The sequence below is a fragment of the Tunturiibacter psychrotolerans genome (assembly GCF_051013365.1).
GTDB classification, from domain to species: domain Bacteria; phylum Acidobacteriota; class Terriglobia; order Terriglobales; family Acidobacteriaceae; genus Edaphobacter; species Edaphobacter psychrotolerans_A.
The window spans coordinates 5,244,708-5,264,255 of the sequence record NZ_CP132941.1 but is presented as its reverse complement, the minus strand read 5'-3'; the positions used below and the strand labels follow the sequence as shown (position 1 = coordinate 5,264,255).

At 52.8% G+C, this 19,548-nt stretch carries 20 protein-coding genes; 8 read left to right on the top strand and 12 right to left on the bottom strand.

Annotation, left to right across the window (positions count from 1 at the left end; translation table 11 throughout):
- Positions 1-111: 111 nt before the first annotated feature.
- Positions 112-687 carry a tyrosine-type recombinase/integrase gene (locus RBB76_RS22545; protein ID WP_429631012.1) on the top strand — a complete coding sequence of 192 codons (576 nt, stop codon included), beginning with the start codon at positions 112-114 and terminating at the stop codon, positions 685-687.
- Between the two features lie 225 nt (positions 688-912).
- The gene (locus tag RBB76_RS22540; protein WP_429631014.1) at positions 913-1,488 is read left to right on the top strand and encodes a PEP-CTERM sorting domain-containing protein; all 576 of its coding nucleotides are present in this window, start codon (positions 913-915) and stop codon (positions 1,486-1,488) included.
- Positions 1,489-1,540: 52 nt separating this feature from the next.
- Here RBB76_RS22540 and RBB76_RS22535 read toward each other — a convergent pair whose 3' ends face one another.
- The 3 genes from RBB76_RS22535 to RBB76_RS22525 form a co-directional block, all read right to left on the bottom strand.
- Positions 1,541-2,047, bottom strand: coding sequence for a hypothetical protein (locus RBB76_RS22535; RefSeq protein ID WP_429631016.1), 507 nt, complete (start codon positions 2,045-2,047; stop codon positions 1,541-1,543).
- Positions 2,048-2,374: 327 nt separating this feature from the next.
- Entirely contained in the window at positions 2,375-2,542 is a 168-nt protein-coding gene (locus tag RBB76_RS22530; protein WP_429631018.1) for a hypothetical protein, read from the bottom strand.
- Positions 2,543-2,552: 10 nt separating this feature from the next.
- The gene (locus RBB76_RS22525; RefSeq protein ID WP_429631020.1) at positions 2,553-3,629 is read right to left on the bottom strand and encodes a hypothetical protein; all 1,077 of its coding nucleotides are present in this window, start codon (positions 3,627-3,629) and stop codon (positions 2,553-2,555) included.
- Positions 3,630-4,290: 661 nt separating this feature from the next.
- Between RBB76_RS22525 and RBB76_RS22520 the strand changes: the two genes are divergently transcribed.
- Positions 4,291-4,554, top strand: a complete 264-nt coding sequence (locus RBB76_RS22520; RefSeq protein ID WP_429631022.1) for a hypothetical protein — start codon at positions 4,291-4,293, stop codon at positions 4,552-4,554.
- A gap of 150 nt (positions 4,555-4,704) precedes the next feature.
- Here RBB76_RS22520 and RBB76_RS22515 read toward each other — a convergent pair whose 3' ends face one another.
- A complete protein-coding gene (locus tag RBB76_RS22515) occupies positions 4,705-4,887 on the bottom strand; it encodes a hypothetical protein (protein ID WP_429631024.1) in 183 nt (60 codons plus the stop codon).
- 495 nt (positions 4,888-5,382) lie between these two features.
- On the opposite strand from RBB76_RS22515, the gene RBB76_RS22510 reads away from it, so the two are divergent.
- Positions 5,383-5,865, top strand: a complete 483-nt coding sequence (locus tag RBB76_RS22510) for a hypothetical protein (RefSeq protein WP_429631026.1) — start codon at positions 5,383-5,385, stop codon at positions 5,863-5,865.
- 118 nt (positions 5,866-5,983) lie between these two features.
- Positions 5,984-6,238: a helix-turn-helix domain-containing protein gene (locus RBB76_RS22505; RefSeq protein ID WP_429631028.1), complete on the top strand. Its 255-nt coding sequence runs from the start codon at positions 5,984-5,986 to the stop codon at positions 6,236-6,238.
- Between the two features lie 3 nt (positions 6,239-6,241).
- Here RBB76_RS22505 and RBB76_RS22500 read toward each other — a convergent pair whose 3' ends face one another.
- Positions 6,242-7,441 carry a tyrosine-type recombinase/integrase gene (locus tag RBB76_RS22500; protein ID WP_429631030.1) on the bottom strand — a complete coding sequence of 400 codons (1,200 nt, stop codon included), beginning with the start codon at positions 7,439-7,441 and terminating at the stop codon, positions 6,242-6,244.
- 253 nt (positions 7,442-7,694) lie between these two features.
- Entirely contained in the window at positions 7,695-9,332 is a 1,638-nt protein-coding gene (locus tag RBB76_RS22495; RefSeq protein WP_429631032.1) for an MFS transporter, read from the bottom strand.
- A gap of 555 nt (positions 9,333-9,887) precedes the next feature.
- Between RBB76_RS22495 and RBB76_RS22490 the strand changes: the two genes are divergently transcribed.
- Complete coding sequence (locus RBB76_RS22490) at positions 9,888-10,904, top strand: tyrosine-type recombinase/integrase (RefSeq protein ID WP_429631034.1); 1,017 nt, start codon at positions 9,888-9,890, stop codon at positions 10,902-10,904.
- A 1,089-nt stretch (positions 10,905-11,993) separates the two neighbouring features.
- On the opposite strand, the gene RBB76_RS22485 is transcribed toward RBB76_RS22490, so the two are convergent.
- Together RBB76_RS22485 and RBB76_RS22480 are read right to left on the bottom strand one after the other, a co-directional pair.
- Positions 11,994-14,027: an AAA family ATPase gene (locus tag RBB76_RS22485; RefSeq protein ID WP_429631036.1), complete on the bottom strand. Its 2,034-nt coding sequence runs from the start codon at positions 14,025-14,027 to the stop codon at positions 11,994-11,996.
- Complete coding sequence (locus RBB76_RS22480; protein ID WP_429631038.1) at positions 14,024-14,458, bottom strand: hypothetical protein; 435 nt, start codon at positions 14,456-14,458, stop codon at positions 14,024-14,026. The genes RBB76_RS22485 and RBB76_RS22480 overlap by 4 nt, the downstream gene beginning before the upstream one ends.
- A 296-nt stretch (positions 14,459-14,754) precedes the next feature.
- Here RBB76_RS22480 and RBB76_RS22475 point away from each other — a divergent pair, with 296 nt between their 5' ends.
- Entirely contained in the window at positions 14,755-15,186 is a 432-nt protein-coding gene (locus RBB76_RS22475; RefSeq protein ID WP_429631039.1) for a hypothetical protein, read from the top strand.
- Positions 15,186-15,707, top strand: a complete 522-nt coding sequence (locus tag RBB76_RS22470; protein ID WP_429631041.1) for a hypothetical protein — start codon at positions 15,186-15,188, stop codon at positions 15,705-15,707. The genes RBB76_RS22475 and RBB76_RS22470 overlap by 1 nt, the downstream gene beginning before the upstream one ends.
- Before the next feature lie 53 nt (positions 15,708-15,760).
- On the opposite strand, the gene RBB76_RS22465 is transcribed toward RBB76_RS22470, so the two are convergent.
- From RBB76_RS22465 to RBB76_RS22450, 4 genes are all read right to left on the bottom strand, one after another.
- Positions 15,761-16,312, bottom strand: coding sequence for a hypothetical protein (locus RBB76_RS22465; protein WP_429631042.1), 552 nt, complete (start codon positions 16,310-16,312; stop codon positions 15,761-15,763).
- Positions 16,313-16,437: 125 nt separating this feature from the next.
- Positions 16,438-17,424 (bottom strand): hypothetical protein, encoded by a 987-nt coding sequence (locus RBB76_RS22460; protein WP_429631044.1) that lies wholly within the window; start codon positions 17,422-17,424, stop codon positions 16,438-16,440.
- Between the two features lie 453 nt (positions 17,425-17,877).
- Entirely contained in the window at positions 17,878-18,252 is a 375-nt protein-coding gene (locus RBB76_RS22455) for a hypothetical protein (RefSeq protein WP_429631046.1), read from the bottom strand.
- Positions 18,218-19,057, bottom strand: coding sequence for a hypothetical protein (locus RBB76_RS22450; protein ID WP_429631048.1), 840 nt, complete (start codon positions 19,055-19,057; stop codon positions 18,218-18,220). The genes RBB76_RS22455 and RBB76_RS22450 overlap by 35 nt, the downstream gene beginning before the upstream one ends.
- Between the last annotated feature and the right edge of the window lie 491 nt (positions 19,058-19,548).

The window sequence follows — 19,548 nt, the reverse complement described above, 5'->3', positions numbered from 1 at the left end:
TCAATTAGCGTCTCCTCCCCTCTCGTCTCCTTCGATCAGAAGAATGGCATTCTTTGATAGAAGCCCGGCAAAGCCGCACACTGAGTGCTGGGAGATACATCGCCATGGGAAATGCCGCAGAAGTATTCCCTCTTTGCAGCCTGTCGAGATGAATATGACAGGGTGGTGTTCAATCTCCTACTGCAAACAGGTCTGAGGATGAGTGAGGCTATGTATCTCGATTGGAAGCATGTTGACTTTGATTCCAAGATCCTCAAGGTTCGTGAGGAGAGGAAATCGGGTAAAAAGATCAAAGATCGGGCTGAACGATCTGTACCCATACCCAACGATCTGATCGAGCTGTTGAAGACTTGGAAAGACAAACATCCCACAATGAAACTGGCAATCGGCACCGAGAACGACACGCCAAATAAGAAACTGTTGCGAACCCTCAAACGGGTGACGACTGCTGCCAAGCTGCATTGTGGGCAATGCGACGGCTGTAAAAGTAAGAGCAAAGAGTGTAGCCTTTGGTATCTTCACAAGTTCCGCGCTACATACACAACCACTCTCCTCCGTAACGGAGTCGATATCGGAACGGTAATGGAATACACAGGCCATTCAGATATGACAACCACTATGCGTTACCTCAGACCGGCTGAGTCTGAGATGATGCAATCGAAGATCAGCTCTATTTCCTGGGTTTAGGGGTTAAAGCCCAAAGCAGCCTGATACTCTTTCCCTCAGTTCCCTCCCCAAGCAATGAAGCCCCTTGAGTCGCCTCTCAGGGGCTTTGCGATTTGAAGACCTTCTATTGCGACGACGCAAAGATATGCACACGTCGAACAGTGCTCTCCCCATCGGCCTAATAATTTCTCTTGCACTGATTCCCGTGGGCTGTCACTGTAGGGGAATTCCGCTCAAGAGGTGTTTATGCGATTAAGGTTTGCTCTGTTCCTGTCTCTTCTTGCCTTGCCCCTGCCAATGCTGGCCGATACCGTTTACACGTACAAAGGTTATAACTTCAATGAGTTATATGGCGACTCTGGCGATCTCACCACCAAGGACCACGTGAGCGGGACGGTCACTTTTACTCAGCCTTTGGGAGATAACTCCACTGTTGTGGTTACGCCTATTGCCTTTAGCTTTTCAGACGGCGTGAGCACGATTACAAACCTAACTGCGGTGCCGGGACTTTACCTAAACGTCAGCCTCGAAACGAACTCGCTTGGCGAGGTTGCGTATTGGGAAATCTTTATGCAGAACGAAGTTTCCCCCGATCCAGGGTATGCATACATCTATACAGAGAACTCAGGTGAGGGAGCATTGGACCCGGCAGTGGATGGCGGTGCGCTTGAAGGAGGAGGGGCCTACACATATCACGCACCGGGGAAATGGACTGAGAGTTCAGTGTCGACAGTTCCCGAACCCTCCGCCGTCATGCTGCTTGGAACCGGTATGCTCGGATTAGTCGGGATGGTTCGGCGTAAACCTTCCGCGAACTGCTAGAGTTGGATGAGTTGAAGGTCCTCCCCAAGCAATGAAGCCCCTGCGTCCCGTCTCAGGGGCCTTTCACTTCAAGCTTTGCTATCGTCTTTCCCAGCGCAGCCCTCGTTCGTTCAAAACTGGTCAGTTCTCTAAAGAGTCGCAACAGAGGATAGAAATGGATCGATACCGTCGCGACGATACTAAAGCAAAGGATGAACGGCAGTGATGCTAGCAACGCCAGCGTCTCTTCCGGAGAACCTTCGCGACCTACGGAAAGGCTGTGCTTCAATGTGTAGCTCATCACAAGACAACATGTACCTGTATAGATGTAGAACCAAAAGAAGGCATTTGCCACTATTCTGACAATCTCTAGAACAAGTTCATATGCATTGTTGTGGACTCTGTTCAGCGTCTCTAGACGTTTTCGAGCAGACTTCAGAGAAATATGTTTGTAGCCAACAGGAACTTTAGCAAATACCCAATCCCTGAGTGGCGTGAGAAGCGATGTGATGAAGAACGTTATTAAGATTGTCCCGAGATGATCGTGCAGCCAGCCAGTGATGACAGGTTTTAATGGCATTGCGACAGCTTACCAAACGGGTCGTTGCCACAGAACACTAACTCATCTACAGTTGTTCCACTATGGCATGTGAAGAGGGATACAACCTAGAGAAGAAGTTCAACGAGAGTGTCAGGGCACGTGTCGCAGCTGAGGAAAACCTTCAGACTAGTCGTGAGCTGTTCACAGACAAATGGGACGATTTCAAGGCAGCTGAGGAGCGATGGACTGACGCGGTTCACAAGAAATACCAGCATATTGCCAACTGTCCGAACTGTTACGCCAATCCTCCATCTTAAGGGTTCCCCTCAGTCCTCCCCAAGCGGTGAAAAGCCCCTGAGAATGAACTCAGTCGCCAGTGTCCTCACATAGCTTCTTCAGTACTGAAGGTGGCAGAGACATGAGCAACTTTGCGAGCCCAACACCATTGATCTTGTCGGGGTGAAAGTAGGTTTCGCGTGCTGCCTTCTTAGGTGTGACCTTCGATGGCTTCATAATGATCAGCTTACTTGGCATGTGAATCCTTCTATGCAGCGAGAGCGTATGTTGAGATCCCGGCGACTATGTCCTGGCTACCCATGGGTGGGAAGAAGTACTTGCCGCTCATCTTGGCTGCTGGTGCTCTCTTTCGCTTGACCAACGGGGTGTCAATCGAAGAGATCCTGTTCTTGTAGCGCCTGCGACGTCCAGCTCGACCGCTCTCCGTCTGGTTGATGACTTCGATGAACTGTATGACTGAGGATCCGAAGATTGATGCGGCGAACTCTTCAGGTAGTGCGCGTACGACATCAACCGCCCATCCGAAATAACTGTACTCGCCGCAGGTAGAGTACTCACCTATGGTCAGCTCGCCCCAGTAGCGGCCTTCCTCGTACCAGTCCCAAGGCTGAGCCTCGAGACCGCCTGTGGCCTGTTCTACTGCATCGCGGATCATTGATCTACCTTCTTTGATGATGGTCTTGATCGCCGACTTACGCGACTCAGGCATCGCAACCCAAGCTGCAGTCGCCTCCGCCTTCTCGGCGGCTTTACGCTTGCGGGCGATTCCGCATATGGTCATCGTTTCCGCATGATTGAGTTCAAACTTTGCCATCGCAGCCTTGACACCGCGGACGTTTGCCAGCAGATAGATTTCATTCTGGATATTTATTGGCTTTCGTGTCAGACGTGAGTACTTGTCCTTGCAGGCGTGGTCGAGAGTGGATTTTGTAATCCCCCACTTCGAAAGAGTGGCTGTTATTCCAATGGAGGTTCGGTCGTCGTAGATCTTGCGCAGATCTCTGGCGGATATCTTGTTCACCTGACGAGCCTGGTAGTCTCTGTTCTCTTTATCCTCCAGGCACCAGCATGACTTCACATCACCATCGCGTAGTTCGGTGAATCGGCAGAGCCCGAATCCGGTTTTGCAGAAGGCACATGCGAAACAAACCATCGAATCTCTTTTGATCTTTGGACTTACCACGAATGCATCGACACGAGGTCTGACCCAGCTCGGCACCTGAAACAGGGCAACGCCACCCACATACTGGGTCGCCTGAGCGATGGCGTTCTCTATCTCCTGATTCCTCTTGAAGGGCTTGCTCGATTTGCCGACGTTTGCCATTGGGTAGATACTCTCTCGGAAGGTCCACTGAACCAAAATGTCCCGGTCCTTCTGTTTATCTGGTTGATCAAGAACTCGACCCTCCATAAAGCTGCCTGGCTCGTAATCTGAGAACCAAGATCCCTGATGCTCAACCCCCTGAGTGGGAATCCGGCCTCCAGCCGGTTCCCAGCTCGCAAACCATCAGGAAGCCGATCTCCTGGTTTGGTATGGAAACTTGAGGGAGGATGCGGCAGAATACTGAAGCCTTATTCGCACCCGCACCAAATTAGATGCTTTTTGCGATTCACAGAAGCAGCCTATTTTCGAAAATACTCTCCACTAACGTCTTGAGTACTTCCGCGCTCAGGACAGAGACCAGTCCAACCCCTGGCTCGTATCTCATGACTCAACTTAAACAGATCTCAATCTCAAGTAGGGGAGTCCGCTTACGGCGAATCCCAGTTCATGAGTTCCCTCGGGCAGGGCTACACCTACTTGGGGTCAAGCGCTGGCTGTCAGGGATAACTTGGCGCAAACATACGTGGCTCATCAGACTATTTGTGGTTCGAAGAACCCGAATCCGCCGCTCAATCTTCACGCAGATGTCGGTTGCCATCCCTAAACCATGTCTGTATGCTGCGGCGTACACGTAAGCTGTGGCTTACATCGAGAAGAAGGAATGCGCCTCATCAAAAGCCTGTACTTCTGGCTGGTACTAGGAACCGTCGCGTTCGTAGCATTTGCGGCTTGGTCGTCATCAATCCATGTGTCCCAGCACGACCAGGAGGCAAGAGAAGAAGAGGGCGAGTCCAGCGATCGGGTGCCACCGTTTGCGGCTGGATTTGCGACAGCCGCAATCGTTGGCGGTTTTTGGTTCGGGGTGTACCACCAGATGCATCCCAAGTCACGAGACGTAAGGGACACATATAAAGATGAGGACTGACGTACGAGTCTTGTGGCACGATTTCTGAGTAACCTTAGCGTTTGATGAATCAGGTATGTTTATGCCTAAGTTCCTCTATACGTCTCTATATCGACAGGCGACAGTTGGAGGGATTCCGCTGGTGGCGGATCCCCAAGTAGACCAACTCAACTACCACATATGCTCATCGGTTCCACTGTCACGCACCGTCACGCTGACGCCCGGGAACTGAATCACCTTCCCGCTGCACGTCGGCTGCTGAACCGCCGTCATGCGGTGGATCAAATCTACGCGCCTAGCGTCGAGTTCGTTGATCGTCTGATCTATTACCTGAAGCTCATCACTCAGTGTCATCTGGTAGTTCTCCCAATAGCTCAATGGTACTAGGGATACGAGACGTTTTATAAACTTTGAATGCCTGATGTCTTGCTGAGTACCAGGATGGGTGTCCGCCTAGAGCGGAACACCTCTACACAAAGTTCATCGAAGCTGCATGCCCAACGAGAATGCCAGTTGTCACACTCGATACCTGTCTCGTCTATTAAGTTGGTAGGTTGCTACCAACCACGCTACCAAGTTGGTAGGCCATGAGAATTGCCACGCAGATCGCTGGATGCCCTTCCGTCTGGTTCTGTAGGAATCTAGATTTCTAGATAGACTTCTAGGAATCAACCAAGTCGTACTGAATCGCTACTCGCAAGCTCGATACTCTGATGCGCGGTGAGATTTATAACTTGTTATATAACTTGCTAACGAGCTCGCTAGCAAGCTCTCCAGACATCCATCTGGAGAGATGCCCACCCGGCGCGAATGCCGTGCTTATCTCAATCAGAGCACCAGGAGATGGAAATGAAACTTCGCCACACCGCCGCGATCGTTCTAGTCCTTTGGACCACGGGAGCAGGTTTCGCTCAAACGAAGCAGAAACCGTCGACGACCCGAGCTTCTCTCAGTGGTCCTTTCCGAACCAAGGCCTGGCGGGCGATGGACGCGATCTTCGATGCTTTCGGGGACTCTGTAAACGGTAAAGAAGTGACAGATTCAACGATGAAGTCCATAAAGGATACCTTCAATGAAGCGAAGTATGTCGCTCAGACTTTCACCGACAAGCATCTTCTCGAAATCCTCTCGACCTCCATTGGCAGTCTTACTTGGCAGCGATCCCGAGACAGGGGGAGTGTGGAGTGGAAGATAGAGCGGGATCGAGGAATGCAGTGCCATATTGAGGCAGTCCACTACATTTCCCCAGATGATCTCAGTCCGGAGGGCATCGAAACAGCTCTCGAGGGGACCTGCACAAAAGCCACCAAGGAATGGGGCGAACCCTACTAGCCGTAGATACGTGCAGAAGGTCTCATGCACCTTCAAGACCTGCCATTCCTTGCTGATCGACCTCATACTTTGGCAGAGGTGTCTGTATAGACACAATAGAGACAGAGGACTCCAAACCATGAGCAAGATCACACCCTTCTGCCGGACTTTCCCCGATGCCAGTGACCACCATGAGCCCTGCTCGGTCGCCACGACGATCGAGCGTCACCGTGGGATGCTTACCACCAAGGAGCTTGCGCCCCTGCTAGGTGAATCAGTAAAGACCCTCTACAACCGTGTGAAGCGCGGGGGGCAGCCTGCGGTGCTGATAGGCGGCGCTGTCAAGTTCGACCCCTACGAGACCGCCGCCTGGTTGCGTTCGCGGTCGGCCTAGCGGTCAGCGCCACTTGATCGAGTCAACCTTGGCTTGCATCACCTCAGTACCAGCAGGACGCAAGTACCTCATCACTGATGCGATATCCGCATGACCTGACAAAGCCATGGTTGTGCGGAGATCGAGACCGTTACGAAGCAAAGTCGTTATGTAGTTTGCCCGGAACTTGTGCAGGAACCAGAGCTCGCACTCCTTACTGGAGATGCACCCGTCACAGGTGCCACAATTGAGTCCAGCCTTCTTAGCCAAGGTCTTTAGGCGACGAAGCAGATGACCGTCTGGCTCGTCCACGTCCCCTCCGCGCTTGCCGAACACTAGCCGGTGGTCAGGGCTCTTCTCTCGGTACTCGCGCAGCTCCTTTACGAGTTCGGCAGTTAGGGGCATCTCGCGCTCTTCTGAATCTTTAATCTTGTGCTGGTAGCGGGGCTTCGACCTGACTTGCAATGTCCTGCGCTCGAAGCTAATGTCGGTCCACTCAAGGTGGGCCGCTTCCCTTTCCCGGAGGCCGGTCTTGAGCAGAAGGTCGAAGAACAACCTATCGTAGTCGGTCGTCAACGCTTTGAAGAAAGACTTCAACTCCTTCGGCTCGTAGATCTCCGGCATCGTCTTCTCAAACTTCGGCGACTTCCCTGCCACCGCCTTCACGTCGAGCCCCAGATAGATGATGAACGCGCGAAGGTTCATGTGTCGGTTGTAGACAGTCCGGTCGGACAGACCCCGCTTACGCATTGCTCCGTGAAACTTGATGACGTCTTCATGGGTGAGTTCATCTGCGTAGGTCTTCTTACAAGTCGTCAGAAAGTCTTCTAGAGTCCTCCGGTAGATCTCAGCAGCCTCCGTCGACTTACGATCGAGCGCAGCCTGGACGAACACCGGATAGGAATCCCGTAAAGGGATTCGCATCGCATCTTTGACTACCTGCACTCCCGCGTCACCCGCGACGGCCACGGCTGTCGCTACCTTCTGCGCACTCTTGAAGGCGGCTAACGCATCGGTGGCGTTGCCTTCAACCCTAGTCCACTTTGTCTTCGAGCCCTCGAATGATCGGAGTTCGTAATGGCCGGTAGGATAGGCAACTTCGAAGCCGCCGACGATGACGATGTCAGGCTTCACTTTGCCATTCGCTGACATACATGCCGGGTAGCGCTTCCAGCCTTCAGGTGTCTTGCACTTGCGATAGAGCGTCAGCTTTTTGTTCGCCATCGATCGTTGTATATCCCCTGAGGAGATGGTACCACTACCGTACCACAAGGGAACAATAGCTATTTTTGTTGGATATTTTAAGAATTTAAGAGAATCCCTGTCTCTCCGCCATTACATCCGCTAAGCCCCCAAGAACTAACTAAATGCAGCAATACCAGCGAATTGGCTGAGCTAGACCTAGTCTGCACCCTACAAGCTGTCAAAAGAGCAGAAGGTCTCCCATTTGAGACACTCGGGGAGCCTTTCTCAGACGCTACGTTTCTTTCGAGTGTGTATAGATCAGGTGACGCGAGACTGTATCTTTGGCGAGATAACTTAGCATACGACGCTCCAACTCCGTGTCCGCTCGGGTGAGCCGCTCATGCTGACGCAGATGTTCCGCCCACGAATTCACCAGCATCACCTCCAGATAGCGGTCCGCGACTTCGATGTCGTGAAAAACTCCCCAGCTATACGCACCGTCCCGACGTCGTATCCGACCATACTGATGGATCGCGTCCACGAATTCCGCATTTCGCTCCGGAATAACAGAGTATTCGATCGTAACCAGCACGGGTCCCTGCTCTAAGTCATTGTCCCCAACTACAACAGGCATACGCCAGTGATTCCAGGGACTCAGGTCCGTGGGCGCGTCAGGAAACTTTGCGAAAAGCGCGAGCAGAGTAGTCGCGATTGTTCCAATCCCGGCTGAGACGAGAGCAATCCCAACGCCCGCTCTCTGGGCGACAGCGCCCCACACCACGCTACCAAGAGAGAAGCTTCCCTGAAAAACCAAGATGAAGACCGCAAGCACTCGCGCGCGCACCCACTCTGGCGCCAGGTTTTGAACCAAAGTGTTGATCAGAGAAATAAAAAGGATCCATGCCGCACCGCCAATCAGCATGACGGGAGCGAGCGTACTCAATCGGTGAAGACCACTGACGATTGCAATCGCAGCCCCGAGGATCACTACCCCCGATGAGAGAATCACCTCCGTCGACCATCTGGCGCGAGCTGGTTGCATAAGCAAAGCACCTAAAACTGCGCCAAGCCCAAAGCATCCCAGCAAGAGTCCATAGCCTATCGCGCTCTTATTGACGCTGTGAGCAACTGTTGGCAGTAACGCAAAGAGTGCGCTTGCGAAAAATGTGACCACGCCCGTCCGAACCACGACGGTGAGAACTGCGGGCGAGTAGCGGACATAGCGAATCGCGGCAACCGTGGCTCCCGTGAACGTCTCTGGTGGCGTGGTCAGCTTGCGCACAGGTCTCTTCCACTTCGCAACAACCAGAATGACCCCGAAAAACGCTACGAAGTTTGCCACAAATGCCGCGGCGACGCCGGCGACGGCTATAACGACACCCGCAAGCGCGGGTCCAACGGCGCGGGCAAGATTGAACTCGATCCCATTCAGTGCTGACGCTGCCGCGAGGTCCTCCTTAGGCACCAATTCAGGCAGGATTGCGCGCCATGATGGGGTTTCGAATGCATCCCCCGCCGACAGCGCAAACGTCAATACCAGCAACGCCCAGGGGGACATAAATCCGCCGATGGTTAGCACGCAGAGGACGAGTGCCACGCCCGCCATCCATACTTCGGCGGCGAGAATCAGCTTGCGGCGGTCCACAATATCTCCAGCAGCACCGGCGGGGAGTGATAGCAGAAAATATGGCAGAGACGAAGCGGTTTGCGTGAGCGCGACGTAAATCGGCCCGGCGTGGAGTGACACCATCAGCCACGCTGCTCCAACAGTCTGCATGAACGCGCCAATATCGGAGACGACATTCGCAGCCAACATATCGCGGAAGGTAGGCACGCGCAACGGTCGCCACAAACTCGACGCCCCTTGAAGGGCCGACCTCTTTTCAGCGATATCTGTCAATTGGCTGTGCCTCGGTTTGTTATTAACCATTGGTCCTGGCCAGGACGGCTACTCCAGCCCTACGATACAACTGGCTACACATAAACGCATCAGACCACGTACGTCTGAGCCCTCTTGCCATAAGTTGTTGATAGTTTGGTAGCGCCAACGGGGATCGAACCCGTACTCTCAGCCTTGAAAGGGCCAAAAGTTTGCAATTCTGAAGCGTGTATAAAATTTATAGAATTCACAAAAGTCCTATGCCTATTGACGATTTGCCGTACACCTTCCACCAGCTTCCACTGACTCTTGTGGGTTTCTGCTCATTCTTATTCGACATTTTGCTCGACATTTTCTAAGACAGGCCTCACACTCGAAAGCATGAGAACGGCAGAGCATTCAGCACGCGAATTAGGCAGTCGATCATCCCGCGCAAAACTCCCAATTCAGGCACGGCCATACTTCGCACATGTCGCAGATGGGCTATCGCTTGGCTACAGACGCGGTGTTCGCGGTGGTTCCTGGGTCGCGAGAAGTTTCCACTCCGAACACGGTTATCGGTATTCGCCACTCGGCAAGTCGAATGACTTCGTAGAGAGCGTCGGAATGAGCTTCCAACAGGCTCAGGACGCAGCTCGCGCTTGGTACGGGCAGTTGGCGGCTCATGACGCTGGCGACGCTGTGAGCGGTCCATATACCGTCGCTCAGCTCATGGAGGACTATCTCAAAGATCGTCAGTCGAAGAAACGCAAGGACTTGAGCCATACGCGTTACACAATGAATGCTCACATCCTGCCAAAGTTAGGTCATATTGACGTGTCGAAGCTGACTCGGAACAAGCTAGAAACATGGCGCGATTCCCTTGCCGCAACCGACCTAGACCCGGAAGTAATGCGCAAGCGTCAAGCTACCGCCAACCGTATTTTTACGATTCTGAAGGCCGCACTAAACTTCGGATACAAACATCGAGAGAATCGAATCGCTACTAGAGCCGCTTGGGAGAAGATCAGCCCATTCAGGCAGGTTGACGCACCAAAGATTCGCCATATCTCGGTGGAGGAATGCAAACGACTCATCGCAGCGTGTCCACCAGACTTTAGAAAGCTCGTTCGAGCCGCGCTTTACACAGGTTGCCGGTATAGCGAGATAACGTCGCTCCGAGTCAGCGCATTTGACTCTGCTGCAAACACGATTCACATTGCGATGAGCAAGAGTGGCAAAGCTCGAAACATCGCCTTGACTGACGAAGGCACATCGTTCTTTGAGAGCGTTGCGGACGGCAAAGCCGATGATGACTACCTCTTCACTCATGATGAAGGAAGAAAAGGTGGTAAACCTTGGGGTCATTCGCAGCAAACATACTGGATGAACGAGGTTTGCAAAGAAGCCAAGATTGAACCGGCGGTCAGCTTCCACATTTTGCGTCACACTTACGCGTCGCAGCTTGCAATGAACAAGACACCGATGCCAGTTATTGCAGCGCAACTCGGCCATGCTGATACTCGGATGACAGAGCGACACTATGCGCATCTCGGTCAATCGTATGTTGCCGACGTAGTGAGAGCGAATCTGCCTAGCTTCGGATTCGAGAGCAAGCCAACGTTGGTGCAGAAGTCGGCGTGAGTAATCAAATCGTCGCAGCAGGCTTCCCATTGAATCACCACGGCTTGCATCGAAAGGTGCGAGCCTTTTTTATGTGCCAGCGTTGCGTCGATTTCGATAGCTGTGCCAGTCTGCTCAGACGAAGGCGCTCAGCCTCTCTACTCCATCATTTATGATGATCTTCGATAAATAAAAGACTTAGTATGATCATCTTCTATTTGATGACTACCTTCGAAGATGATCACTTTCCGAAGATCATCAGTGAATAAGAGCTGACAAATTGATCACGTTCGAGTCTTCAATCGTCGACAATCGAGCGTTTAGAGTGGGATATGGAGCATGATTAAGAGTGAGTGAAGCGGTCAAAGTCCAAGTTACAGGAGCCGGAAGGGGCCTCATAGCATGTTTCGTCGTCTCGCTGGTTCTCTTGGCGATGGGTGGCATCCTTGGCTGGTTTGACAGAACTACTGAACTGACTCCCAGTCATGACGAAGTTCTGCAATTCTGTTTCATAATCGGCGGTTTGGGAGGGCTGGTTTGTGGCGGCCTATCAATTCGCGAGTCTAGAGGGATGGCCGCTTGGCGTCGCGTAGCAATCGGGTGCTGTCTTGCTGTGGTGGGGTTTCTTGCGGTGTTTCTATTGAGTTCACGGAGTGCAGACCTCATCACGGCGCGTCTAGATTTCCCGGCTGCGAAAACCAGAACTTATCCCGGACTATTGATCATCTGGAGAGCCTATCAAACGCATGGCAAAGGACGAAGCTGGAACATTCAGACAACACCGATATGGTCCAACCTCGATGTAACTCAGGCAGACTACGAATTCATGTTAGCGCACCGAAGTCCCCAGGATCAGGGGCGCAATCCGGATGAAATTTCAAGTCACGGCTTTTTTTGCGCACGGGTGACCCTACAGCAGTCCGGCGATGCGCTTCGTGTTCTGAACGCTGGTAATCAGAAGCTACCTGCGGGAACAGTCGTTGTTTGTCCAACCACACCGTCTCAGCCGACTTTCCCTACTGGTCCTTGATCTGTCCGGCTGAGTCGGTTTCTGGTGAGTTATGAGCGACTGCCTGTATCGCCAAAGTCTTCTTTTCGGCAATTTAGTTGCTATTGTCGAAGCAAGTCCGCCCGCGCCGATGCCAACTGTACTGGCAGAAGCCATTCCCAACCGCCAACGAAGTCGCGTTTGCTCTTTACACTTTGAACGTTCATCGCTTCCTTTGCGCGCTGAAGGGTAACGGATGTGATACCCACGTTCCGAGCTTGAGCTTTGACCTCCACTACGGGCACGGGACCGTTGACGAGGGCATTGTTGAGAAAGTTCTTAGCTTCTTCTATTTTCTTGCCCTGGCGCTCTGTTTCCACACCTTCTGCATCGGCCAAGATAGAACGCGACGATCCTTCCAACGGCTCACCCCACACTACGCGAGTCGCTACGATGCCTTGCTTGAGCGAGAGTGCTTCGATTGAATAGCTGTATCCACCCGTATCAACTGAATTGTTCGATTTGGCGCGGGTAAATACGCGGCGGTCAGACTCTTCTTCTTTCGCTGCGACCAACACCATACGAGCCAATGCTGCGAAGGCTTGAGAGCCGATGACACGCTCTGCCGAGTTCTTACCCGCGGTACCCTTTGCAAAGTGAGTGATTCCCAGGACAGCGCAATTGCACTCGGCGGCGAAATCTACGATGGTTTGCAAGCTGCGCCTCACGTCGTTCGCTTTATGCATGTCGCCTGTAACCGCTGTGACGATTGGATCAATGATGAGAAGGGATATCCCACCGATGCGGCTAACGGCCTCGCGCAAACCTTCCATGTCTCGCGATGCATCGAACGAATCCGGCAAGCCGTTTTCATCCACCGTCCCACTGATGACACCATACCGGCTATCATTGGCCCCCACTGCCATAAGTCGCGGCTTGATAGTATCTGCTGGATCGTCCTCGCTACTCCATATCAAGACGTTTCCGACAGCATTGCATCGCGAGCCGTCCGGCCAGTTACCCCCGTTGGTGATGGTCGCGGCAAGGCTAAAGGCGATTGTCGATTTACCAGTCCCACCGGCACCAGCAAGTAACGTCAACTTGCCCGATGGCAGGTAGCCGTCCCATAACCAATGAATGGGACGCTCTACGATGTTTGAGCCTTGTAGCAATGTGACAGAACGCTTGATACTTGCTGGTGCTGACTGCGTCGCCTGTTTGCGTTTGTACGCTTCGATACCGTTCCGAATCATCGGTACGATGTCGGAGTAGTCCGTATCACCGGGCATACTCAGCAGCGGACGCGGCTTTAGTTGGCCTGCTGTAAGCCCCGATGTGATGGTTTGCTTGGCGGCGGCTTCACCGTCCTTCGCGACATAGCCATTCGCTACTGATGCCAGATATAGTGCGTTGGCGACTTCGTTTAGATCGATCCAAGCTGACATCGTGCCGATGGAATGGGCAGCATCATTCAAAGCTTTGTTTCGTCCTGAACCTTCGCCCATCGCTCGCAACTTGGCTACTTCGTCGGCTAGCGCAGCCGCCGCACACTTCCGTTCTCTTTCGCCTACCTGCGAAGCGTTCATCGTCACGGTCGATGACGGTGACGCCTGTACCCTCTTCACCCGCAGGAAGCTAGCCAGGGCTTCAGGAAGAGCCGGGATGGCCTCCCATGAGCCGTAGACGTGCCGATAGCCGCGTCCGTCCGGCAGAGTAGCACCAGGAGCGATGACGTAGCCACCCCTGCAACGAACGTCGATCCCATCCGGCAGAGAGCCGCGAGAGTTGCCATAAGGCGTCCCTGTCCTGAAATAGAAGTGGACTCCGCTCGACGGTGTCTCCACGGCAAAGAAGGTGCTCTGATCGATGCCTTGCTCGACGCAAAGAGCATGGAAGGCCCCTACGCCATCCGTTCCACCCGGCTTGCGGTCGGCGTCAATCACCAGCAAGCCGTGAGCACCGACAGGCAGTCCAGGCAATGCTTCAGGGTATGCTCCCCACTTCGTCGCGATGGCGAACGGGCTTGCGGTCGCATTTTGTTCCCAAGCTTCGATCTTTGGCGTTTTATCTGTGTTGCAAGGAAAAACATGCAGACCGCGACTTGCGAGCGATAATGCGACATCTTGATTCGAAGTAGATGCGATTGCAAAACTCAATGGATTGTCCCGCTTCCGCTCGAAAGAGCTTGTCTGTTCTTAGCTGCGACGCGACGCTCAAACGCCAACCACTCATGTGCATCCATTCCTTCTCGCCTTGCGATATCGACCAATACGAGTCCCAATGCGGCATCATCTTTGATAAACGACCAGAACTTCCGACCGCGATACACCGGCACGATTGAATGAACGCCATTAGACAACCGGGTTACGAGTACCCAGAGCGTTGGCACCTGTAGAAATTCCCCCGGTGGCATATCCAAGTCAAACTCGCCCATTCCCGCTTCCCTTATGAGCGACTGACGTTTCGGGTAGTCACTAAAGAACTGCGAGTCTCGTTCGTAATCATTGGCGCGGTTTGAGAGTGGCGACTCGATGCGGTGAGCCTTCATCGAGAGTAGCGGAGGGGTGAGTTCGTAGATCGATGGCATAGTTACAGGCCTTTCTTCGCTTCGGCGGTTGACTTGAGTGGAGATTCGGGTAGAGACGACGCCCAAGCGTCGAGTGATGCCACGTCTACGAGCCTTCGTCGCCCTGCTTTGACTGAGCGAATAGAGCCGTCGGCAAATCGCTCGTACAGGTAGGACTGCCCGATACTCACGCGATTCAATGCCTGAGCGACTGTGCAAAATTTAGGTTCCATATATGCCTCCGAAAAAGGTATATACCTATTGACTTGATGCGTCAAGAGGTATATACCTTTCTAGGAAGGATGAGGAAAAGCCCAATGACTGCTGATAAAAATTACGCTCCCCGTACCGACGAGAAGAGGGAGATGTGGTCCATGAAGATCAGCCCACGCCTAAAGTACCTCGCTGAAATGGCAGCTAGAGAGAGGCATTGCACATTGTCGAGCTTTGTAGAGCAGGCAATTACCAGAGCACTCACGCCAGAAGCGATGAGCGACGATGAACCAGGGATTGACCCCGCAAGCGCTCAGACACCCCTATGGAACGAAGGGTTTTGGGACGATGACGAAGCAGCTCGCTTTTTCATGAAAGCAACTTTTCGCCATGATTTGCTGACGATCCCCGAGCAGAGGCTCTGGACCCTATTCAACATGAGTAATGGCGAACGCAAAATAACCCTTCAGGCGTTTAGAGAGTTCTGGAGTAACCCATCAATCAATACATCGCACCTTACTGAAGGGAGTGAATAATGCCCGAGTCGGTCCAGACAACCATCGAAGGTATGACAGCGGAACTTGAAACGCTTCGTCGCGTCAATGGCGAGCTTCTCGCGAAGTCAGCAACGCGCAAGGGTCGCATAGGCGAATTAGAAACGTCCGTCACCGAATTGCAAAGCAAGCTATCGGAGGCGCAAAACGCTCTACGTCAAACGATCATCGAAGCCCCACTGAAAGCAATGGCGTCGGATATGAGCAACGCTCCTGAGTTATGGCTTGAGCAGTTCAATAAAGCGTATCGGCTTGAGGAAGTCAACGGCAAGCTTACACTGCAAACCACTGATGGGACGACGGTATTGAAAGGCGATGTGCCGGTTCCATTTGAGCGTAATGCTTTGGTTGCGTTACTGACGACTGGCGATGATGCACAAGCCAGGATGTTCAAGTCCATCACCGTTGTAAGCAGAGCATCCGGCGCGTCGGGTCAGCATCGCAGTGGCAATCGAACTTCAAAGCCTGGGAGAGAACCTAAGCCGCAATTTGGTTTGCGATAGAACTTATCGACATACGTTCAAAGATGGGTGGCGGTTGCCGCCCATGTGCTTTGCTATGCGTTCCCTTTCCAGGCTGGAGCGTCGGTGTACTGAGGCAGAGGCGGTGCTGGGTGGCTCGCTGGCACAAGAGGAGCATACGACGGCGGTGCTGGCACATCAGCCTCAATGACCTTTGGAGGGCTTGCCGCATCAAGCACCAAGGCACGTTGCTGTTCTGCCGTTCGAGCTTCCCATTCCTCATCGGTGCCATGATCGCGGACAACCATCACCGACGGCACAACGGCCACTCCAACCTTGATGTTGGTGTTTGAGGAATCTGTCTCTCTAAATCCATGCATCGTTTTGAGGAGAAACATAGCATTCGCGTTTGTGCCTTTGTTCGCTACAGCAGCTTGCATCAACAATGCTACGAGAGCTTGTCTGTGCGCATCACGTCCGACTTCAAACGCTTCCTGCAATACTTCATCTTCCTCACACCAGCGTTTGAAAGCCTCTCTACCAACACCAAGTTTCTTTGCGATGCCTATGATTGCGTGACCCTGCGTTGCAAGCTCCTCGATGAGTGCGGCAGCGTTCTTAGGTGGATATTTGCGGGGTGCGCCCATGCTGAATCCTCATAAAAGTTGAGGGAGTGGCTTGTTTTCCACTCCCTCGCTCGTTGTTTCGGTGAATGACGAGGGACACGTTGCCCGAAAACGTGTCCCTCTATCCCGATGGCGCGGGAATCTCGTTATTTTGAGACCAGAAAGGCCAGCGGAACGGCCTTACGGTCGAGAACAGCTCGCGTCCAGTTCGCAGCAAGTGCAAGCTCCGCACGAGTCGGACTGTCACCGGCTACCGATGCGCCGGTGAAGGTGAAGCCAAGCGGATGCAGCGCCGAATTCATCCGGCTATGAAGGACGCTCTGACCACCGCCATTGCCAGCACCAGGGATACGGAATACTTCGGCCCCATAGCCAGTCCTCGGAGGCGTGACGGCGAAGCCAACGGCACCAGGCCCCATCAGGATCGTGGTGTAGACACCCGCTGCCGGACTCAGGTTGTCATCCAGGATGACAGCCAAGCCACGGAACGTCTTGATGGGAAGCCCCTGCGATTGAGGAATGAACTGGATCAAATCGTTTTGCAACGCTTCGCCGTAGATTGCGCTATGCATTGCGATGGCCTTCACATCGTCCAGACGATCACCCAACGTTAGAGCGGTTTCGATGACAGCAGACGCGGAGAAGTTTGCAGCAGTACCAGCGGCACCGCTGATATCGTTCACCATGTCACTGCCGTTGTTATTCACGTTTGAGTAGAGGACGCCTTGCAGAGATGCGATAAGCCGACGCTCCCAAGTTCGATCCCAATACGCGGACACACGATCTTGAACGCGAGCTAGTGCGTCGTCGCCCGACAGCTCGCTTGCGAGGCTCATGTCTGACCACGACTGATGAAGGAAGGATTTGCGAACTACTTGCTTCGACGCCGTGATCTTCAGCGGCACGCTTTGAACGGTTGGATCGTCCGACGTGATATCGGGATCGTTCTCACCAGCGTCACCCCAAAACGGTACTGTGAATTGTTCGGCACCGGCCTGAAGCTGCGACGCCATCTCGCCGTTCTGAACGAGCACGCCGCTTTGAAATAATGCGGTCGATACGAGAGAATTCTCGATTTGGTAGGCACTAAATGCTGCCGGGACGATAATGTCTGCGATTTGTGTAACTGGCATGGGCCAAACCTCGAATCAAAGTGAGTTGCTTGATTGATCGGGTTTGATCGACTGACCATTCCAGCTCGCGACTGCGAGGGCGTTCCACTGGTGCGTAGCGCGACTGCGCTTCAGAGACATTAACAAAGAGTCTGTCTCAATGCAATCATTTTGAATGAAGTATGCGTGTATCTAGTGGGCCTCAATCCAATCTAGGAACTTGAGTCGAACCAGCCACTATTTGCTTTGGTGTCTCAGGAAAGTGAAATTTAATCATCGCGCGAAATGCGGCTAAAAGGATGAGGTCGATTGCTCCAGAGACTAAACTCGCGCTCTTGTCTTGGTGAGTGAAGATGCACCATAGAAATGCGATGAGAAACACCGCGAGGAAGAACAAACTGAATAAACAGAGTACCCACGCCATCAGGATTTTGCTTAGTCTCTCATAAAGCTCAACGTTTTCCGGGGGGATTTTCATTGGCTAAGTTCACGCTCAAACGCATAAAACTCCAGCTTTTTTAAGAGTTTTGTCTTCAATGTCTGTTCTTCGTATTCTCCATCAACCTCCTGCCAGCACCGTACGAACTCTGGCAGCTGCGCATCGTCGGCAAGTGAGAGAGCAACGCTACCATCCGGACATATGACCTGGACATGCTTTTTGAGCAACCCGCGACGGGCGGCGGTTTCACAGACCATCTTAGCGATCCAGGTGGACGTACCGAGCAGAGCTCTGACATTTTCGACATAGATTCGGTCGGGGTTTAATCCAGCCAGCTTTTCCAGGTGAGCGGAGGATGGCGGAACTAAACTCGCACTAATTTTTACCCAGAATTGCTTGAACGATGCCATCTGAATCACCTAACCCTTCGGTATAGCTCGTAAAGATTATCTTGCCCGAGGTTGGATCGCATTGGAAATATGAAAGCGAACTTTCTAACTTGGGATGGATACGGAGGAGAGAGTTCATAAGAGGCACTTTGAGCATCTCTTCGTATAGATCCGGCATGTATTGTTTGATGCCACGCTCATCATCCATAGTAGACTCATCGGTTGACAGCGCTCGCTTAAATTTCGACCTTACGATGTCAACGTAGTCGTCCTTCCATAATCCTTTGATGCCCTTATTTAGATCGGCAGTTTGACACCCTAACGACAGAATGCTGGAAACCACGTCCCTTTCGTCGATCTCTCGCTTCGCGGCGATGACAGGCCTGTCAGAAAACGGCACAGGCTTGCGTTCAAGCGTTATGAAGCTGACGACAGTAGTTTTCTTTTTCATCGCAACCCTTATCGGCCAGAGATAAGAGACCGGGATTGCCTGATACGGATTACCGATATGCACAAGGTAATCGACAGTAGCCATATGAAGAACGCTTGCGTCACCATCGGTGGCGAACGGGTCAGAGTTAGGAAAAGCGTCTGCGATGTCCACCCCCTCACCGGGGATAAAAGTGTAGACGTGCTGTTTGCAGCGATTGAATTCGTGAACTACGAATGCCGTGATGAGTTCGAAATCCCCTTCAACTGCTACAGCCGCACATATCTCGGCCTTCGTTCCTTTATGCCCTGGCCAAGTCAACCGTAGGGATGTAACGGGAAAAAGTTCAAGGAGGCGGCGGACCTGATCTTGCTCAGCTAGTGCCAGTGTTGCCATTCAACGTACTCTCCTCAACTTTTGAACGGTTAGGCGTGCCACTGTTCGGGCCGAAGCCAGTGTAGAGCATATTAGGCCGAGCGCAAGTACCTGAAAGTGCAACTCCCAGCTGCAAGCATCGCTTCGGCTTTATGCCGCGCCGAGATGCGGCATTAAGCAGCGTTATAAGGGCAAGACCGACTTTTGCGGTCATACCCAAGCCGGACTGAGCAGGCACCAGCAGAATTTCGCCGCATCGATACCAGGGGGTGGGGGTGTATCTCTGCGCTCGCATCGGCGCGGCCTGTTACGAGCTAAAGACGACGCCTCACAACTCGCTTATTCGACATGTAACTAGACATGTCGTAAATGCCGCCTCGACTCAGAATTGCATTTCACGATTAAGTGTTTGATTTGATTCAGGAAGGTTTGGTAGCGCCAACGGGGATCGAACCCGTACTCTCAGCCTTGAAAGGGCTGAGAGTTAATGTATTACACTGTCATTCGCATTC

Coding starts and splice junctions, on each gene's coding strand:
- RBB76_RS22545 (WP_429631012.1), top strand. CDS start 112: ATGCCGCAGAAGTATTCCCTCTTTGCAGCCTGTCGAGATGAATATGAC.
- RBB76_RS22540 (WP_429631014.1), top strand. CDS start 913: ATGCGATTAAGGTTTGCTCTGTTCCTGTCTCTTCTTGCCTTGCCCCTG.
- RBB76_RS22535 (WP_429631016.1), bottom strand. CDS start 2,047: ATGCCATTAAAACCTGTCATCACTGGCTGGCTGCACGATCATCTCGGG.
- RBB76_RS22530 (WP_429631018.1), bottom strand. CDS start 2,542: ATGCCAAGTAAGCTGATCATTATGAAGCCATCGAAGGTCACACCTAAG.
- RBB76_RS22525 (WP_429631020.1), bottom strand. CDS start 3,629: ATGGCAAACGTCGGCAAATCGAGCAAGCCCTTCAAGAGGAATCAGGAG.
- RBB76_RS22520 (WP_429631022.1), top strand. CDS start 4,291: ATGCGCCTCATCAAAAGCCTGTACTTCTGGCTGGTACTAGGAACCGTC.
- RBB76_RS22515 (WP_429631024.1), bottom strand. CDS start 4,887: ATGACACTGAGTGATGAGCTTCAGGTAATAGATCAGACGATCAACGAA.
- RBB76_RS22510 (WP_429631026.1), top strand. CDS start 5,383: ATGAAACTTCGCCACACCGCCGCGATCGTTCTAGTCCTTTGGACCACG.
- RBB76_RS22505 (WP_429631028.1), top strand. CDS start 5,984: ATGAGCAAGATCACACCCTTCTGCCGGACTTTCCCCGATGCCAGTGAC.
- RBB76_RS22500 (WP_429631030.1), bottom strand. CDS start 7,441: ATGGCGAACAAAAAGCTGACGCTCTATCGCAAGTGCAAGACACCTGAA.
- RBB76_RS22495 (WP_429631032.1), bottom strand. CDS start 9,332: ATGGTTAATAACAAACCGAGGCACAGCCAATTGACAGATATCGCTGAA.
- RBB76_RS22490 (WP_429631034.1), top strand. CDS start 9,888: ATGAGCTTCCAACAGGCTCAGGACGCAGCTCGCGCTTGGTACGGGCAG.
- RBB76_RS22480 (WP_429631038.1), bottom strand. CDS start 14,458: ATGCCATCGATCTACGAACTCACCCCTCCGCTACTCTCGATGAAGGCT.
- RBB76_RS22475 (WP_429631039.1), top strand. CDS start 14,755: ATGACTGCTGATAAAAATTACGCTCCCCGTACCGACGAGAAGAGGGAG.
- RBB76_RS22470 (WP_429631041.1), top strand. CDS start 15,186: ATGCCCGAGTCGGTCCAGACAACCATCGAAGGTATGACAGCGGAACTT.
- RBB76_RS22465 (WP_429631042.1), bottom strand. CDS start 16,312: ATGGGCGCACCCCGCAAATATCCACCTAAGAACGCTGCCGCACTCATC.
- RBB76_RS22460 (WP_429631044.1), bottom strand. CDS start 17,424: ATGCCAGTTACACAAATCGCAGACATTATCGTCCCGGCAGCATTTAGT.
- RBB76_RS22455 (WP_429631046.1), bottom strand. CDS start 18,252: ATGGCATCGTTCAAGCAATTCTGGGTAAAAATTAGTGCGAGTTTAGTT.
- RBB76_RS22450 (WP_429631048.1), bottom strand. CDS start 19,057: ATGGCAACACTGGCACTAGCTGAGCAAGATCAGGTCCGCCGCCTCCTT.